The 17,605-nt window shown below is 52.7% G+C and carries 21 protein-coding genes and 1 tRNA gene; 19 read left to right on the forward strand and 3 right to left on the reverse strand.

From position 1 onward, the window contains the following. Positions 1-39 precede the first annotated feature (39 nt). From DXY31_RS07725 to DXY31_RS07755, 7 genes are all read left to right on the forward strand, one after another. A complete protein-coding gene (locus DXY31_RS07725) occupies positions 40-1,146 on the forward strand; it encodes a 30S ribosomal protein S1 (protein WP_114993354.1) in 1,107 nt (368 codons plus the stop codon). A 13-nt stretch (positions 1,147-1,159) separates the two neighbouring features. Beyond that, the gene (locus DXY31_RS07730) at positions 1,160-1,960 is read left to right on the forward strand and encodes an HAD family hydrolase (RefSeq protein ID WP_114993242.1); all 801 of its coding nucleotides are present in this window, start codon (positions 1,160-1,162) and stop codon (positions 1,958-1,960) included. 37 nt (positions 1,961-1,997) lie between these two features. Continuing rightward, positions 1,998-3,224 (forward strand): methionine adenosyltransferase, encoded by a 1,227-nt coding sequence (metK, locus tag DXY31_RS07735; RefSeq protein ID WP_114993355.1) that lies wholly within the window; start codon positions 1,998-2,000, stop codon positions 3,222-3,224. A gap of 4 nt (positions 3,225-3,228) precedes the next feature. Next, on the forward strand, positions 3,229-4,518 hold the full coding sequence (locus DXY31_RS07740) for an FGGY-family carbohydrate kinase (RefSeq protein ID WP_371639253.1): 1,290 nt from the start codon (positions 3,229-3,231) through the stop codon (positions 4,516-4,518). A gap of 148 nt (positions 4,519-4,666) precedes the next feature. Beyond that, positions 4,667-4,954 (forward strand): DUF2470 domain-containing protein, encoded by a 288-nt coding sequence (locus DXY31_RS07745; RefSeq protein ID WP_114993244.1) that lies wholly within the window; start codon positions 4,667-4,669, stop codon positions 4,952-4,954. 21 nt (positions 4,955-4,975) lie between these two features. Further along, positions 4,976-5,647: a ComF family protein gene (locus tag DXY31_RS07750; RefSeq protein ID WP_114993245.1), complete on the forward strand. Its 672-nt coding sequence runs from the start codon at positions 4,976-4,978 to the stop codon at positions 5,645-5,647. 25 nt (positions 5,648-5,672) lie between these two features. Then, positions 5,673-5,745, forward strand: a tRNA-Phe gene (locus DXY31_RS07755). Between the two features lie 318 nt (positions 5,746-6,063). On the opposite strand, the gene DXY31_RS17690 is transcribed toward DXY31_RS07755, so the two are convergent. Then, positions 6,064-6,198 carry a hypothetical protein gene (locus DXY31_RS17690; RefSeq protein WP_256359622.1) on the reverse strand — a complete coding sequence of 45 codons (135 nt, stop codon included), beginning with the start codon at positions 6,196-6,198 and terminating at the stop codon, positions 6,064-6,066. A gap of 224 nt (positions 6,199-6,422) precedes the next feature. Then, positions 6,423-7,181 carry a hypothetical protein gene (locus DXY31_RS07765; RefSeq protein ID WP_114993247.1) on the reverse strand — a complete coding sequence of 253 codons (759 nt, stop codon included), beginning with the start codon at positions 7,179-7,181 and terminating at the stop codon, positions 6,423-6,425. A gap of 115 nt (positions 7,182-7,296) precedes the next feature. Here DXY31_RS07765 and DXY31_RS07770 point away from each other — a divergent pair, with 115 nt between their 5' ends. Next, positions 7,297-7,587: a hypothetical protein gene (locus DXY31_RS07770; RefSeq protein ID WP_371639231.1), complete on the forward strand. Its 291-nt coding sequence runs from the start codon at positions 7,297-7,299 to the stop codon at positions 7,585-7,587. A 30-nt stretch (positions 7,588-7,617) separates the two neighbouring features. Here DXY31_RS07770 and DXY31_RS07775 read toward each other — a convergent pair whose 3' ends face one another. Next, complete coding sequence (locus DXY31_RS07775) at positions 7,618-8,082, reverse strand: hypothetical protein (RefSeq protein ID WP_114993249.1); 465 nt, start codon at positions 8,080-8,082, stop codon at positions 7,618-7,620. Positions 8,083-8,251: 169 nt separating this feature from the next. Between DXY31_RS07775 and DXY31_RS07780 the strand changes: the two genes are divergently transcribed. The 11 genes from DXY31_RS07780 (at position 8,252) to DXY31_RS07830 (ending at position 17,604) form a co-directional block, all read left to right on the forward strand. Then, on the forward strand, positions 8,252-8,698 hold the full coding sequence (locus DXY31_RS07780; RefSeq protein WP_114993250.1) for a hypothetical protein: 447 nt from the start codon (positions 8,252-8,254) through the stop codon (positions 8,696-8,698). Next, on the forward strand, positions 8,695-9,321 hold the full coding sequence (locus DXY31_RS07785) for a phycobilisome polypeptide (RefSeq protein WP_170953625.1): 627 nt from the start codon (positions 8,695-8,697) through the stop codon (positions 9,319-9,321). The genes DXY31_RS07780 and DXY31_RS07785 overlap by 4 nt, the downstream gene beginning before the upstream one ends. Before the next feature lie 26 nt (positions 9,322-9,347). After that, positions 9,348-10,070, forward strand: coding sequence for a phycobilisome rod-core linker polypeptide (locus DXY31_RS07790; protein ID WP_114993251.1), 723 nt, complete (start codon positions 9,348-9,350; stop codon positions 10,068-10,070). A gap of 303 nt (positions 10,071-10,373) precedes the next feature. After that, positions 10,374-11,276, forward strand: coding sequence for a phycobilisome rod-core linker polypeptide (locus DXY31_RS07795; protein ID WP_114993252.1), 903 nt, complete (start codon positions 10,374-10,376; stop codon positions 11,274-11,276). A gap of 284 nt (positions 11,277-11,560) precedes the next feature. Continuing rightward, a complete protein-coding gene (locus DXY31_RS07800; protein ID WP_114993253.1) occupies positions 11,561-12,277 on the forward strand; it encodes a pentapeptide repeat-containing protein in 717 nt (238 codons plus the stop codon). A gap of 142 nt (positions 12,278-12,419) precedes the next feature. Further along, the gene (locus tag DXY31_RS07805; protein WP_114993254.1) at positions 12,420-13,304 is read left to right on the forward strand and encodes a phycobilisome linker polypeptide; all 885 of its coding nucleotides are present in this window, start codon (positions 12,420-12,422) and stop codon (positions 13,302-13,304) included. A 56-nt stretch (positions 13,305-13,360) separates the two neighbouring features. Further along, entirely contained in the window at positions 13,361-15,007 is a 1,647-nt protein-coding gene (locus tag DXY31_RS07810; protein WP_114993255.1) for a phycobilisome rod-core linker polypeptide, read from the forward strand. Positions 15,008-15,090: 83 nt separating this feature from the next. Continuing rightward, positions 15,091-15,825: a phycobilisome rod-core linker polypeptide gene (locus tag DXY31_RS07815; RefSeq protein WP_114993256.1), complete on the forward strand. Its 735-nt coding sequence runs from the start codon at positions 15,091-15,093 to the stop codon at positions 15,823-15,825. A gap of 298 nt (positions 15,826-16,123) precedes the next feature. Then, positions 16,124-16,660: a phycobiliprotein lyase gene (locus DXY31_RS07820; protein ID WP_114993257.1), complete on the forward strand. Its 537-nt coding sequence runs from the start codon at positions 16,124-16,126 to the stop codon at positions 16,658-16,660. Between the two features lie 23 nt (positions 16,661-16,683). After that, positions 16,684-17,298, forward strand: a complete 615-nt coding sequence (locus tag DXY31_RS07825; RefSeq protein WP_114993258.1) for a chromophore lyase CpcT/CpeT — start codon at positions 16,684-16,686, stop codon at positions 17,296-17,298. Beyond that, positions 17,299-17,604 carry a CpeR family transcriptional regulator gene (locus DXY31_RS07830; RefSeq protein ID WP_114993259.1) on the forward strand — a complete coding sequence of 102 codons (306 nt, stop codon included), beginning with the start codon at positions 17,299-17,301 and terminating at the stop codon, positions 17,602-17,604. The last annotated feature ends 1 nt before the right edge of the window (position 17,605 follow it).

Raw genomic sequence — 17,605 nt, forward strand, 5'->3', positions numbered from 1 at the left:
TCCCATCGCTCTGCTCCAGAGGCAGACCGCCAACGTTCCATGACTGTCACTCCCACAGATCCTTCCCAGGAATCTGCAGTGGACACCGCAGAAGCGGTCACATCCGAGACCGAAGCAGTGGCTGAAAGATCAGCAGATCAAGCCGACTTCGGTACCGATGAAGACCTCGGCATTCCCGACGACATCCCCACGGCTGATGATCCCAGCAGCCGGGCAACCACCCGGGACATGGACAGTGCTGGATTCACCCTGGATGAGTTCGCAGCCTTACTGAGCAAATACGACTACAACTTCAAGCCCGGCGACATCGTCAACGGCACGGTTTTCGCCCTGGAATCAAAGGGCGCCATGATCGATATCGGCGCAAAAACAGCTGCATTCATGCCTCTTCAAGAGGTGTCGATTAATCGCGTTGAAGGACTGAGCGATGTGCTGCAACCCGGAGAAATCCGGGAGTTCTTCATCATGAGCGAGGAGAACGAAGACGGACAGCTCTCCCTCTCTATTCGCCGGATCGAATACCAGCGAGCCTGGGAACGTGTTCGCCAACTGCAGAAGGAAGACGCCACGATCTACTCCGAGGTGTTTGCCACCAACAGAGGCGGAGCCCTGGTGAGGGTTGAAGGTCTGCGTGGATTCATCCCTGGATCCCACATCAGCACCCGAAAGCCAAAAGAGGAACTTGTTGCCGACTTCCTCCCCCTCAAGTTCCTTGAGGTGGACGAGGAGCGCAATCGTCTGGTGCTGAGCCACAGGCGCGCTTTGGTCGAACGCAAGATGAATCGCCTCGAAGTGGGAGAGGTTGTTGTGGGCACCGTTCGCGGAATCAAGCCCTATGGCGCCTTTATCGACATCGGCGGTGTCAGCGGCCTGCTGCATATTTCTGAAATCAGTCACGAGCACATCGAAACTCCGCACTCGGTGCTGAACGTGAATGATCAGATGAAAGTGATGATCATCGATCTCGACGCCGAACGTGGCCGAATCTCCCTGTCCACCAAGGCGCTTGAACCGGAACCGGGTGACATGCTCACTGATCCGCAGAAAGTGTTCGACAAGGCCGAAGAAATGGCCGCTCGCTACAAGCAGATGTTGCTTGAGCAAGCCGAGGAAGGTGAAGAGCCCCTGGGTTCCATGATGATCTGAGGGAGACGAGCCGATGGCTCATCTCAAGCTCAATGGCCTCGATCTGGGTCCAGTTCAGGGGGTGCTGTTCGATAAGGACGGCACCCTTTCCCATAGCGAGCCACGTTTAATTGAACTGGCTGACGCCAGGCTTGCAGAAGCAGATCGCCGATTCCGCGCGAGGGGCGCCTCAGCCAGCGCTCTTCAAGAGCTTGCTGATCTGCTGGCGAGAACCTACGGACGATGCAGGGAAGGCATCATCCCAGACGGCACACTTGCCGTGGCATCGAGGCATCACAACCTGCTGAGCACTGCAACGGTGTTCTGTCAGATGAATCTGAGTTGGCCTCAATCCCTGGTCCTAGCTCAGGAGGTGTTTGATCAAGTCGATAGCCGCAGACAAGCGCTGCTTCCAGACGGACATCAGATTGGCTTGTTACCCGATTCAGCAAGGCTTCTGAGAGAGCTGGCCGCTGCAGGAATTATCTGTGCCGTGATCAGCAATGACAGCACGGAGGGCATTCAGAACTTTCTCCAGCAGCACCAACTCAATGACTGCATCAGCGGAGTGTGGAGTGCTGATCACCACCCAGCCAAACCGAACCCAGAAGCTGTTCAGGGGCTGTGCTCACAGTTGGACCTGAAAGTGGGGAATTGCGCCTTGATCGGAGATGCAGACACCGATCTGCTGATGGCACGACAGGCAGGGATTGGTCTGACCCTTGGCTATGTAGCCGGATGGCATCGCGAACCAACGCTCACCGCCCATGAACATCTGATCAGTCACTGGAACGAACTGACCACAACCACAGACGAAATGTCTAAGGCCTCATAAGTCGACCTCGTAAAGTCTCCGCCAATCACCAATGGCCATGAGTCGATACGTCTTCACCTCCGAATCCGTTACGGAGGGTCATCCTGACAAGATCTGTGATCAGGTCAGTGATGCCGTACTCGACGCTCTTCTGGCGCAGGATCCCACCAGCCGTGTGGCTTGTGAAACAGTTGTGAACACAGGTCTGTGCATGATCACAGGCGAAGTGACATCCAAAGCGCAGGTGGACTTCATCCACCTTGTTCGCAACGTGATCAAGGAGATCGGTTACAGCGGAGCCCGCGCCGGTGGCTTTGATGCCAACAGCTGTGCTGTCTTGGTCGCCCTCGACCAACAGTCTCCCGACATTGCTCAGGGTGTGAATGAAGCCGATGACCACGCCGGCGATCCCCTTGATTTGGTTGGCGCTGGCGATCAAGGGATCATGTTCGGATACGCCTGCAACGAGACACCCGAGCTGATGCCCCTGCCCATCAGCCTGGCCCACCGTCTGGCGAGAAGGCTGGCGGAAGTCCGTCACAACGGCACTCTCGATTACCTCTTGCCTGACGGCAAAACACAGGTGAGCGTGGTCTACGACAATGACAAGCCGGTTGCGATCGACACAATCCTGATCTCCACCCAGCACACCGCTGAAGTGGGCGGCATCAGTGACGAGCAGGGCATCCGCGAACGCATCACAGAGGACCTCTGGACCCATGTCGTGGAGCCATCAACGGCTGATCTGGTCCTGAAACCAAGCCGCGAAGCAACTAAATATCTCGTCAACCCAACCGGAAAGTTTGTTGTGGGTGGCCCCCAAGGAGATGCCGGACTGACTGGTCGCAAAATCATTGTTGACACCTACGGGGGTTATGCCCGTCATGGAGGCGGTGCCTTCTCGGGCAAAGATCCCACCAAAGTCGACCGATCAGCAGCCTATGCAGCGCGGTATGTGGCGAAATGCCTTGTGGCAGCGGGCCTGGCCGAAAGGGCCGAAGTGCAGTTGAGCTATGCCATCGGCGTCGCCAAGCCGGTATCGATCCTGGTCGAATCCTTCGGAACAAGCCAGTTGGCCAACGACGCTCTGACAAATCTGGTTCAAGAGCACTTCGACCTGCGACCCGGAGCCATCATTGAAAACTTCGGACTGCGCAATCTGTCTCAGCAACGTGGTGGACGCTTCTACCAGGACACTGCGGCCTATGGACACTTTGGTCGCAATGACCTGAAGGCTCCCTGGGAGAACGTTGACGCCAAGGCGGCAGAACTGCGCAACGCCTAATCAGTTGATGCAACATTCACTGGCACTCGGAATCGATCTGGGCACCAGTGGAGTTCGAGTTGCGGTTCTCAATCATCAGCGTGATCTGCTGCACACCGATTCCACTGATTACGGCCGAAGCCTGGATCATCCGGATGATTGGCTGAACAGCTGCATCCAGCTGATCAAGACAATCCCAGAGGAGCTCCGCAGCCAAATCAGGTCTCTTGCCGTTGATGGAACTTCAGGGACACTGTTGGCCTGCGATCCAGAAGGCATTCCCAAGGGAAAGGCTTTGCCTTACAACATCGCCTGTCCGGAACAGCTTGATCGGGTGCATGAGTTGGTGCAAACAGGTCAGCCGGCGTCGAGCGCCAGTGGCAGCTTGGCCCGCGCGCTGAGGCTCTTGCAACAACACTCACAGCCGCTGATCCTCCGTCATCAGGCTGATTGGATCAGCGGCTGGCTGCTTGGAGACTGGAGTTTTGGCGAAGAAGGCAACAACCTTCGCCTGGGCTGGTCACTCACCGGTCAGCGCTGGCCGGATACCTTTGAACAACAGACCTGGCGTGCGGCCCTCCCGGAGATCCGACCGAGCGGCTCAAGGCTGGGAGTCATCGACAGTGCCCGAGCCAAACAGCTAGGGCTGTCGAAGGACATGCTCGTGATCGCGGGCACGACCGATGCCAATGCGGCAGTGCTCACCGCCGATGCCGCCGACGATGAAGGCATCACCGTGTTGGGAAGCACGCTTGTGCTCAAACGCTTCACCACCATCCCTTTGCGAGATGGTGCAGGGGCCTCCACCCACCGAGTGGGCGGCCGCTGGCTTGGAGGTGGTGCCTCCAACAGCGGTGGTGCGGTGCTGCGTGAGTGCTTTCCAGGGATCGACCTGGACGAACTGAGCCGGCAGATCGACCCTGACCAGGACAGTGGCCTACAACTGAGGCCCCTGATCGGTCAAGGAGAGCGCTTCCCTGTTGATGACCCCGATCTTGAACCGATCCTGACTCCAAGACCCGTCAGTGATGCGCTCTATCTGCATGGTCTGCTGGAAGGCTTAAGTCAGATCGAATGCCAGGGCTGGACAAGGCTCACTGAACTGGGAGCACCCGCTCCGAAACGCCTGGTGACATTGGGGGGCGGAGCCAGAAACCCGCAATGGCGACGCTTGCGGCAACGCTTGATCGGTATTCCGATCCGCAGTTGTTACAGCCCTCCTGCTGCAGGGGTCGCGCGACTCGCACTCACCGCTCTGCAACAGCAGCATGATCAAATCACCCATTTCGGGAGAGAATTGACTGAGCTTCCATGAGCCTTTGGCAAACAGACTCCGTGACGCGCTCGCCATCGGGCTGTTCGTCGTGTTGGCCGGATACGTGGGTTACAGCGGTTTTCGTCTGGCCCTACTGCTCTGGCAGCGTCTCAGCTGATTTCCTTCCCTCAATCCCTGCATCTTTTCCATGGCCGCCGACCCACTCACTCCAGCCATCAGCGAACGCATCTGTCGTCACATGAATGACGACCACAGTGATGCTGTGCTTCGCTACGCCCACCACTACGGAGGTCTGACATCCGCAACCGCAGCCACGATGACAGGCGTTAACGCGGAAGCCATGACCCTTGAGGTGAATGGCGAGCCCGTCAGCATTCCCTTCGACCACACGCTCACCGACAGTGAGGATGCTCACCGCACTCTGGTAGCCATGTTGAAGACCATGCCTGCCGGAGCTGGCAAAGGGGAATCCTGAAGTCAACCGCAGTGCATTGCCTTGCTGACCTCCATCAAGAGCTGTCTAAAGCAGCTGTTGATCCAACCAAGTTGCGCGATCTGCAAGCGACAGACCATCTCAGAAACTGATCAGACAGATCTCTGCCAGACCTGCCAACAACGCCTCGGTCTCGCAGAGACTGCGATCAAAGGCATGAGCCCCCTGCCCTGGCGGGCAGCCTCCTGGTACAGGGGTGCCATGCGCCAGTTGATTCTGTCGTTACGCAGAAATCAAAACGTTGGCTCTCTGCAAGCGATTTGCAGGATGCTGCAGCGCGATTTGCAGGAAGAGACTCTGCTGATCCCGATTCCAGGCTGGAAGGCGAAAAGCCGGTCGAATCCGCTTCCGGAACTCATGTGCCGCTGCCTGGAGCGACCGACACTTCAGGTGCTGGAGCGTTGTCGCCCCACGGTGGGCCAGCACCGGCTGAACCGTCGGCAGAGAGAGAGCAACCAGTGCGGCAGCTTCACCTTGAATCAAGCTTGGACCCAGTCGAAAAACCATGAATGGACGAGTTGGCCCACACAACAAGAGGTCTGGATTGTGGATGACATCGTGACAACAGGTGCAACCGTTCTGGCCGCGCAACAGGCTCTTCAGGCCTCAGGAACCACCATCCAAGGGGTGCTCTGCCTGGCCAGAACACCTTGGGAGTTCCACCCCGTGATTTAAGATTCAAAGGTGGCGCAGACAACGCGCCGGGATAGCTCAGTTGGTAGAGCAGGCGACTGAAAATCGCCGTGTCCCCAGTTCAAATCTGGGTCCTGGCACCTTTCTTAAGCGCAAAAAAAGCACCGAATGGTTCCTGTAATGGCACTATTCGGTGCTTTTTAGTCCTCCAATCTCCTAGAGGCCATGCGCCCCATCTGCAGAGAAGCAGCAATGACTCAACGGTCCAGGAACACCTCGACTGAATACAAAAAAACGGGATGGCTTTCCGGACCATCCCGCTCCCCCTGTTCGTGTTTTCCGCAGCCTGCACAACCCCCTTCATTTGTACCCACCCAGTTTTGTGTATCGGTTAGATACACAAAGTCGTCAAAAGCACAATTCAGGCAAACGACTCGAGCAGGTACAACGTCGATTCATCAGGCGCCATTGCAGAAGTAAACCGCTTCGGCATTGGTCCTGCCATCGGCGATGACCTGTTTCAAGCAAGCGTTGTACACCCTGCTTTCCTGCTTGAGAGCACAGATGCCCAACGCGATTGCTGTCCGTGACATGGCGGAGACGGCGGTGGCAGAAATCCCTATCACGCCGTTAGTGAGTATTGCCTTGTTGGTGCCGCCGCAACCCTTCTCCTAAGCGGGAGTGCTTTGCGTGGAGTTCTCTCCGGCCATGGGTTAAAACATCGCCCACAGACAACACCCAGAAACGCATCAAGGGATAGTCATATCTGCTCTTGATCAGCACAAACCTTCTTGCACAGGACTGACGGCAAATCGATTCAGCCCCTTCTGCCACTTTCCCGCGCAGGGAATGCATGATTTTCAGACTTGCAGCTTGACCTCACTTGCTTCTTGATGTCAGGGAACTGCGGGCAAGTCAGAGCAGGAAAATCTGCTTTTGCCTCCCTAAAGAGATTGCGGATCAGGGTTTTGTATTGACGTCTGGTCTCTTCCACAGAAGCTCCCTTCACTTCACAGTGCTTGCGAATGATGAGGAAGAACTCCAGGAAATCGTTGCTGGAAATTCGCTCAACCCTCTTGGTTGTTGCCCAGGGTTGGAGGCCAATACCTATAGGTCCATGCCACAGGTTCCGCTTATCACTTAACCAGCGATTGCGATTGTTCCTTGGTTGCTGCTCTTCATGGGTATACCAGCGTTCCCAATACACCGAAAGCGCCTGGCCTTGCTCAAGCTGATGCTGCTCCAGTTGCTGATGCAGAGTTCTCCACCGCTCTTGAGAAGCAGCCAGAGCAATCGTCACAGCTTCCCAAGGGTCAGTGGTTCCACAGGTGCCCTCGATCGACAGACGCTTGCCCTGTCCTCGGTTGGTTCTTCCTGCAAAGGGACGCGGGTCATCTGCCTGTTCAGGAAGAAAGCGCCATTGGAGGTTCTTGGTCTTCCTGCTCTTAGCACTTGGTTTCTGGCGGAAAATGGAGAGAGATGGATGAATGATCGACCCTGCCCATCCCAGATCACGCATCACATTGAGAGTGTGCAGGCTGCCATCGATCCAGTTCTGGGGAAGAGAGCGAGACATAGAGTTCCCATACCAACGCCTACAACCAGGAAGGCGAAGGACCTACCGCCAAACCGAACCAAGAGTAAGGACGCGGTCAGGGAGCAGCAAACAAGACTCTGCCAAAAGGCATGCCTTGATCGCCGCTCGACCCATTCATAAACCTGGTCCTGTCACTTCGCAGAACCGCTCATTGATTCCAATACCGGTTAACGACGATCGACAATTCAACAACGCCGATGGCTTCGCCATGGTGTTCGATCCAGCCTGGAAACAATGTCTCAAGCTCGGTGAGCTTGAGAACAAGTCAGTCGATGAAAGAATCGAAACAGTGATCAACCTTCTAAACGATCATCCGTTTGTGCAGTCAGAGCCAAAACAAGCTCGCCAGATCGCAAAATTCAGGGTGCGGCTACTTGAGCTGTGAGCAGCTGAAGCCGACCTTACAGCCCAATCATCAGGCACTCAAGAGATCGATCTGATCATCTTCGTCCTGATCATTGACCTCCTCCTGAGAAGGCTCAATCTGCGGGTCATCCACGTAGATCGTCTCATTCAGCGACGGCTCAAGCTCAGCCTCAATGTCATCCAGATCATCACGATCAGAGACCGCTTTATCGATGCAGGCTGATGCCATTTCATCGGCAGTTGGCTTCACAAGTTCGATTAGCTGCCCGGGAGCATCCTCGATGAGCAACCCTTGAAGATGCCTGAGACGGTCACCACTGTCATCAAGCAGCTGTTGACTTGCTTCATCTGGCAAAGGGTCTGATCCATCAGACAAAGCATTCAGATGCACCTGCTCAAAACGTTCCTCCAGTGCAAGCACACGCAGCGTGAGTGACTCAGCAATCTCGCTGACGACATGTAATTGACGACTGAGCTGCTGGACCATCAGCGCATTGGATTCAGCTGCAGCCATGGGACACGAGCGGTGGCGGCCCGATCGTATCGATCGTATGAGGGTTGTCCAGGAGTGCCTGGCGAGCGCAAGCTGATCTCGCTCCATACGCCTTCTGGTGACATCCCTAATGATCGACACCGGAGATTCCGAACAGTACGGATACAGTTCCCAAGGCCGGACTTGAGCGATGGATGGATCACAGCAGGCCAACCTCATGTCGTTGATCGAGGAGGTCGGAGATGAAAACGAACAGCTCCATTCGGTCGGGGATCAGATCCTGCGACTCAACCTGAAGCCCGATGACCTGCAGCTCTGGCAGGACACTTTTGCAGCCATGGGAGAGCCTGGAAATGTGCTGCTCGCCTGCGAAAGCGATGGCTGCCCGTTAGAGGCGACCAAACTCACCTGGGTTGTTGGTGCCGCTATCCGCAGCACGGCTGTCAGGTCTGCATCCGATGTTGGAACACTGCTGAAAAATCTGGGAGTGAGTGATCCAATCGCGGATGCTATCCCCTGTCATTGCCCGGGAGTTGGCCAGGAGATTGCATGGGCGTTCTATCTGGAACGCCACGGCTGGCTGACCGCGTGCCCAATTCTTCCCATCACGTCCAAACACAACGCCGTTCATCCGTGAGCTCCGCCTCAGCAGAACAAATCAAAGAACTTGCACGACTTTCGAAGGTGTGTGGACTCAGTGGTGATACCAGCCTTCCGGAAGAACTACGTCATCTGATCCATGAGGCAGATCAGAACAAACGTTTACTGACTGACGAGGAAATTCGCTTGTGCTGTGGCTGGTCAGGCCTTGAAGCCGCTCCACTGACTGCACTTCATAAACAGGCTTCGGAGCTTGTTGACCGAGCGCGCGCGGATCTTTTGAAAGAGCAGCCGCAGCTGGTGCAACCAGGCGGACAGTTGTTTCCGCAGGAACGAGCCGAAGCCTGCTGGCGCGACTGCTTCCATTTTCTGCGGGTCAGCCTTTACGGAACAGCCTTACGCAGGGCCGACGTGACGGACTGCGACGGCATACCATTCCTGGTAAAGCTTTACGCACTGCTTGATGTTCCGGTGCCTGCATTACTTCTGGCACTTGATTGCCTTCGCCTGCATTCTGTGAACTGTTACCGCGAGCTTGGAGCAGGGGCTGATGCTGAAGCACTGGGTGACGCATTGTCTGATCTCTGCAACATTATTGGCAACGAGATGAAGAGACACGACGGGGCGCAGCGGGAGGGCCGCAAAGCAGACATAAACTAATTGGCGTTCACTGAGCATTTTTACGGATGGCGCTTCAGCTGCTCGACTACCCGCTCACAAGCCAGAACAGTCGTGTTGGCGACCAGGGTGGTCTCAAGTCTGAGCTGAATCGCGCAACGTTCCCAAGCCGTGAAGACAGGAACTTCCAGATCGAGCAGGCCTATCGGCAAATCTTTTTTCACGCCATGAAATGCGATCGTGACGTGAACCTTGAATCCCAGTTTCGAGATGGAAGCATCACAACCAGGGACTTCATCCGCGGTTTACTGCTGTCCAGGCGATTTCAGGAAGGCTACGTATCTTGCAGCACCAACTACAGGCTCGTCGACCAGGTCGTCGGACGCGTTCTAGGTCGCGAAGTACATGGGCAAAGTGAGCGAATCAGCTGGTCAATCCTGATTGCAGACAAGGGCTTCAGCAGCTTTGTCGATGCTGTGCTTGACAGCAGCGAATATCTTGATTCGTTTGGTTATGACGATGTTCCCAGCCAGCGCTCGCGCGTCATTCCCGGAGCTTCAACAGGAGTGATGCCGATTTACCAGCAGTTTCCTCGCTATGGAAGCGACTGGAGGGATCAACAATGGGACCTGAAACTACAAGCCAGAATTGAAATTGAAACCATTGTCCCTGCTTATATCAAAACGCCAGAATGGGCCAAGAAAGTATGGCTTGGCTTGGCTGCTATTGGAGCCTTTGAACTCATCAGAGTCCTTCTGATTGTGGCCGGAGAAATGTACAGCACTCGCTAGTTGAAGTGCTCTGAATCCAGCAATCCATTTCAGTGAAAGCTGACCACGCAGAACGCCATCCTGCCGATGGACGCTCGAGGCCTTCCCGTAAAAGAACTCTTCAACCGCTGAAACAGAGTCATTTAGCAACAACAAAATCAACCCAAAAATTAGTGCATCAAGAATCATTAAGCACCCAATCGCTGATTGTTAAGAAAACCAAAGAACCACGAGAAAACATTTTGTTGCAAGCCTCGTGGCTCCGCGGAGTTCATCTGTAAACGCGATTATTGTCTGGGCACAAGTACCCCATTGAGATCAGTAATGGTCGCCATCAAGCCGACACGTGATTTCACGAACCTGAACCGCGTCTCATACGCCACAGGTCATTCCAAGAAAGCAATACAAAACAAGGCGACCAATCTCTACCGTCAGGAGTGTGAGAAAGGCAACTTGATTCCGCGGAAAGGCCTGGCAGCTTCAACAACTGAGGAATTCAAAGAAAACCTTTGTTCGGCCATGGGCGTCGGCATCGGGCCAAGACTCCATAGCGAATGCCCTTTCAGTAGCGTGAATGACGTTTACGCAGCAAACGGAAGCGATGCTTTAGAGACAGCCATCGCAGCAAGCTACAAGCAGGTTTTCGGCAACCTCGGCCCCATGGGCAATCAGCGCTGCACTGAGCTGGAATCGCAACTCAGCAACGGTGAAATCAGCGTTAGAGATTTCGTCGCAGGGCTCGCCAAGTCAGATCTCTACAAAGAGAAGTATTTCCATTGTGTTTCACCGATTCGCGGCATCGAATTGAACTACAAGCATCTGCTTGGAAGGCCCCCGATCAATCAAGCGGAAGTGAGCGCAGCCATCACGCTGATCGCGGAGAGTGGATTTGATGCTTTGGTCTACAAAATTACTCACTCGGGAGAGTATATGGAAGTGTTTGGAACAGACACTGTTCCTTATCCACGCGCCTGGACTTCGGCAGCTGGTGCTTATTGCTCCACATTCACAAACCTCGCCAGAGTGACTCCAGCCAACGCTGCTTCGGATACAACGATCGAGTCTCGCAGCCAACTGGTAATGGAATTCACCAATGCCAGACGGATTTCTCAATCAGGCTCCGGATACGATGTGAGTGGGTTCGTTTACTCGAAGGCAGTCAAAGACCCTTACAGCGGAGCATTCCAGCGGATGTATCAGTCTAAAAATGCAAAAACCTGGGCATAACGAGATAATCCTCGGACATTCAATACATCATCCTAATTAAGCGTTGAATATCAAAGCACTGACTTATAAAGTTAGTGCTTTTTCATGGCTTTATCAATCGATGAAAAGGCACGCAATTCAGCGAGCATCCTGAGTTCTTTTAAGCCTAGAAACCATCAAAATGGTAGACAAGGAACACCAACAAACTGAGCTCAACAACAATCACGCTGTAGAGCTCATTCATTAATATCAGTCTGACAGTCGAGAGGTAACCTCCTCGCAGCCCTATCAAGGAGGATGGAGCTATGACATCTCGGTTTATCGACCTTCGCACCTGGACGGCACCCGAAACTCAAACGCCTGAAGACGCAGAAGGTTCAGCCGTCGATGCTCGTGGTGCCGACTGGAGTCATCGAGATTTGGGTCAACGTGATCTGAGCGGTGCTTTGCTTTGCCGTTGCAACCTGCGTGGCAGTGATTTAAGCCAATGCACACTGGAAGGTGCAGATCTACGTTTAGCGATATACGACTCAAAAACCAAATTTCCAGACGATTTCGATCATCAAAACAGCGGAGCCGTCGGTCCAGGCGCAAAGCTAAATGGTGCATTTCTGAATAACGCTGATTTAAGAGGAGTTGACCTGCGCAAAGCTGTCTTGATGGGCGCCTATCTCAGCGGCACCGATCTCAGCGGGGCGATTCTCGATGGCACTGCAATGGCTGGAGCGGATCTTCGACATGCAAATTTGCGTGGTGCGATGTGCAGAGGTACTCGCTTTGGTACCAGCCAGCTCGATATGGCCGATTTCAGAGGCGCAGACCTGGAAGCTGCGGTACTGGACTGCGTCGAATCAGTTCGGGGTGCTGACTTCAGCCTTTGCCTGGGTCTCGACCAGCAACTGGAGACATTGCTGAATCGTGAAGCCCTTGAACTTGATCAATGGAACCCGATAACACGCAGCTCGACGCGGTCAAGCCTGGAATCCCTCAAAGCTAAAAATGATTCGTTAAACCAAAACTGATGCATGCTTCAGATCCGTTCCAGGAGCACAGAATTGTCATGTCACGCAATGTTTAGACATAATTGATTGAGCTTTATAAAGAAGGCGTTCGCGCACGGCGGTTCTGACGGACGATGGGTCCGCGAATACCGCGAGAACCTTCATGCCCTTCGGTCCTGCCTCGCTTTTGGGGGTCGAGCGCTTCTCGGACGAGAGTGAAGCACCCCTCGAACTGCTCCCTGGCGACGACGATGCCAAGAAGGAGCAGATCATCCGCAAGGTGTATCAGCAGGTGCTTGGCAACGCTTACGTCATGGAAAGCGAGCGCCAAATCGTTGCTGAATCGCAGTTCAAGCTCGGCGAAATCAGCGTTAGAGAACTGGTGCGACGCATTGCCAAGAGCGAGCTCTACAGCACTCGCTTCTTCGATACCTGCGCGCGCTACCGCTACATCGAGCTGGCCTTCCGACACTTGCTTGGACGCGCTCCTGAAGACTTCCAGGAAATGCGCACCCATGCTGAACGTCTGGACAGCATGGGGTATGAAGCAGATATCGACAGTTTTCTGGATTCAGCCGATTACCAAAATGCTTTCGGTGAATGGACTGTCCCCTATCAACGGGGTTGGAAAACCGAATGCTGCACAACTCTCCAGGAGTTCACTTGGAGCTTCCAGTTATTACGTGGAAACAGCAGCAGCAGCCTGAAAGGTGATTTAGCAGGTAAGCGCAGCAAGCTCGGCGGAGCGGCATACCAGAACCTGGCACTTCCCGTGGTTCCGCCATCATCCACCCAATCCACAGGCTGGAGTTTCCGCCCCTCCACCGACATGCAGGATGCACCGACCCGGCTGGGTGCCGGTGCCGGCGAGGAGGGAGTGACCTACCGAGTGGAAGTCACTGGCTACAGCGCCAACAACGTGCGGCGCATCTCTCGTTACACCCGCAGTAATCGCGTCTTCTACGTTCCGTTCGACAAGCTGTCCGAGCAATTCAAGAGGATTCACCGGGAAGGCGGAAAGATCGCAAGCATCACTCCGGTGACCTGATCGCATCTGAACGAGCAATCAACCAAGACCAAACACCCAATTCATTGATCTGAACCATGGCAACCAATCAAATTTCGAACGGATTCGGCGCTGAAACCAAATGGAATAAGCCTGTCAGCTTCCAGAGGAAAGGTCAGACCACTCCGAAGCCTGCACTCACCATTGGCGAATTCCTCAAGCAGTCATGCGATCAGATGGGAATCGGTGTGGGCCCTCGCAGCCATGAGGATTGTCCACACCGCGTTACAGCAGAGTGTTACAGCCCTGACGACCAAGCATCTCTGGATGAAGTGATTGCTGCCAGTTACCGACAGGTGTTCGGCAACGCGCACGTCATGGATTACGAACGCTCCAATGAACTGGAAGCACAATTGCGCAACGGCGAACTCGATGTCAGAAATTTCATCCGAGGACTAGCGAAGTCAAGCTTCTACAAGTCCCGCTTCTTCTCTGCGGTGGCTCCTCAACGTGGTATCGAACTGAACTTCAAGCATCTCTTGGGTCGAGCACCGCATTCTCAGAGTGAGGTGTCTCAAAAAATCAGTTTGCAGGCTGAAAGTGGCCACGATGCGCTGATCGACAGCATCATCGATTCCGCTGAATATCTTGAAGTTTTCGGCAATGACATTGTTCCCTACGCCCGTGCGTGGAGTTCACCGGCGGATCTCGCCACATCGGCATTCCCCATGCTGGCAGCACTGCAAAAGAGCTTTGCTGGAAGTGACAGCGCGCGCGGAGGCAGCAGTGCGCTCACAACCAGCATGGCATCGGGCATTGCTCCTCGTATCAGCAGTCCTTCTGAGACCATTGGAGTTCGTCCTTCCTCTGCATTCTCAAGAGGACAGATCGCCAGCAAAGCTCCTGGAATCACAAGTGGCAGCGACAGCGCGCCGATGCGCGGCGATTCTTACGTGTTCTTTGGTTTAGGGCAAAGAGAACAAGAAACGTACCAGCGCTGCCCTGGCGATAGTGCAGATCAGCTAAGTGCACTGATCAGGGCAACATATAAGCAGGTGATGGGCAACCCTCACCTCATGGAATTCGAAAGGTCAGTGTCGGCAGAAAGCAAATTCATCGATGGCTATCTGAGCACTCGCGAATTTGTGCGGGCGATTGGTCTTTCAGCCGAATATAAGAAGCGTTTCTTCGAGACAAATGCTCCCTATCGATTCATCGAACTGAACTTCAAACATTTCCTCGGACGAGCACCAAAATCCCAGGCAGAAATCAGCGAGCACACACGAATTCTTGCGGAAGGAGGTTATGACGCGGAAATTTGCAGTTACGTTGATTGCGAAGAATACCAAAGCACATTCGGTGAAGATACCGTGCCATTTGCACGAATCCTCTCCGAAGATGGCCGCTCACAAGTTGCCTTTAACCGCCATCTCAAGTTGGCCGAAGGTTTCGCAGCAAGCGACACAGTTCTGACAAGTTCTTCGTTGGTCACATCAGTTGCTACTGGAATGGTTCCTGGAGGATGGAGCTCTACCACCACCAGAATCAACAGAACTGGTACTCAATCTGGTGCACCAGATCCCACCAAAAAGCGCTTCCGGATTGTAGTTGCTGCTCAAGCTGCTCGCACCAGACAGCGCACCGCAGGCAACACCTATCTGGTGTCTGGCAAAGACATGTCCAGCCAGATGAAATACATCCATGCCAGAGGTGGAAAGATCGTCTCCATCACCGAAGTGATGTAAAAAACCTCCAACAACAACTTATTGAATGGGCCTTTTGATGATCGAAAGGCCTAACAATTAACCATCACCTAACCAACCGAGACATGACGGAAACCACCACACTGGCAACCCAAGCAAATACAGATTTGGGACATGCAGATAATGTGATTCAAAGCATCTACAAACAGGTTTTTGGCAACCGTCATCTCATGGAGCTTGACGTCAACAAGTCTCTCGAAGCCTTATTCATGAATGGGGATCTAACCGTTCAGGGCTTCGTAACAGCCCTCGCACAGTCAGATACATACAAAAAATTATTCCTTGAAGATAAGAGTGCCTATCAGTTTGTTGAGCTCAATTTCAAGCATTTACTGGGTAGACCCCCACATGATCAACAAGAGCTGATGGAACATGTCAGCAAGATGAATACCGAAGGATACGACGCAGAAATTGCTAGTTACACTTACAGCGAAGAATATCTCGCAGCATTTGGTATCGACGGGGTACCCCATAATCGCTCAAGCCAATCCATCAGTGGTGGACGAACGATTAATTACACACGAGGCATCGCTGTTGATGCAGGCTTCGCAGGTTACGACGCGGCCAGTAATGGATCAAAACTCCTGAACAGCCTCTCCACTGGAAATGCGCCTGCGATTGTCGACCGCAAAAGCGTTGGCAACGCTAATGGAATCTCAATCTTTTGGACAACACGTCGTCAGGTCAGTGCTAATCGTCGTGTGATGCAGAAATCAGTTGTTAGCCAAACCTCAATGTCTGCAACTCTTCGGAGCATCCAAGCCCAAGGTGGTCGGATCGTTTCTATTTCGAAGGCTTAAACCTTCATGAGGTTGACCTCTGATTGTTCATAAAATCAGAGATAATTGAATTGGCGTTAGCTAACGTCAATTCAATTTCATCGCTCAGAAAGGCTCCTAGTTTTCTCGTTTACTCCCCCCGACATGCCAATTCTTAGAGACACAACCAGATCTGACCCGAATCAGACAGACGCCTTCAATAAGTCTGTGGCATCAGTTCCCATGGCAATGTCAATGATGGTTGACTCAATGGTCAACATGATGCAAGCAAATTTACCTAAAAACACTGAGAGATTCGACAGTCACGGCAGAAGCACTGATGGATATTGAGCAATTTGTTGCTCAAAGCATCGGAGAATGGCGCTCAATGAGAAGCGGACACTCCCTTGCATTTCAACAATTCGAAGATGTGCTCAGTGAAATATCAATCAAAGAATTTATTGATGACACAAATCAGCTGCGAGAACTGATTAAGGCTTCATCACAACCCAACGAAAGCCACTACATTTCTCCCTTTTCAATGGAATGGTGTGCAGAGAGTGATTGGGAACCTGACGATCCCAGTGAAGTTTCCAGTGGATCATGCATCATTCTGCCGATCCCGAAGGATGAACAATCTGGAAAACTATTGAGAAGCGTTGGCTATGCCGAATCAGTAGCGGCAGAATCAGAATACCGATTTCTTGACGATGGCACGTTCATCCTCAAGACTCACTATGATCAATCCATTGCAGAAGAACGTATTTGGTTCGTTTCTGATCACGTCCGCTGCCGCTCCTCAGTTCTGAAAACATCAGAGGGATCGGGCATCTTGCAAGCTTCATTTGCTTCCGAAGTCAGAAAAATTTCCGTTTAGTCATCAGCGACTACGTCCTATTCATGAAACCCGAAGAAAAAATCAAATTCGCAAAAACATTATCTGGAATCTTTGATAATTTTGCACAGTCACAAGAGCGACCCAAAGATTTTGCTCGTATTAATATTGTATTTAGGCCACTACCATGGCATATCTTTCAAGGACCCGGCTTTTATTCAGAGCAATATTACGACTATTCTCCATGGGATCCTTATAGACAGGGAATTCATCGCTTGTCTTATAAAGAAGATATCTTCGTTGTAGAAAACTTTGGTTTCAGCAATAAGGAACGATTGGCTGGATCTGGGAGAAGACCAGAATTACTTGATTCGTTAGATCTCAATAGTCTTGAAAGAAGATGTGGATGCGCAATGTACTTCAAAGAAGAAACAACTGGTCACTATATTGGCCACGTAGAGCCAGGAAAAGCTTGCATCGTACCTCGAGACGGGAAACTAACTTATCTCGTCAGCGAGGTTGAAGTGAACGAACAAAGTTGGGTAAGCCGTGATAGAGGTTTTGATCCAAAAACAGACGAAGTACGGTGGGGTTCAGAACATGGTCCGCTCAAGTTCAAACGAGTCGCAGATTTTTCTGAAATGGTCACATCTGAATGGATCGATGGAACCAAAGAGTGAATGCAAAACAGCATAAAACAGCTCAAGGGATGGATACGATCACAACACTTGATCTGCGAAGGAACTGATTTTATATTTGAAACTGTTGATCAAACACAGCTCGAGAAATTTGAACAATGCATGGACGAAATTGGCGGAAAAGTAAGGCAAATTAAAGCTGTAGGCAACTGGCCGATGGGACCAAACCGATCGTTCAAAATTTTAAGAGCCATTGCAAGCGTACCTAGGCCAGGAGGGGAAAGCCTTGTAACTTATTGGGCTAAACGAGGAGCAAAACAAACACGTTATTCAGATATCAACACTTGAA

The organism is Synechococcus sp. UW179A (assembly GCF_900473965.1).
In the GTDB taxonomy this organism is placed as follows: domain Bacteria; phylum Cyanobacteriota; class Cyanobacteriia; order PCC-6307; family Cyanobiaceae; genus Synechococcus_C.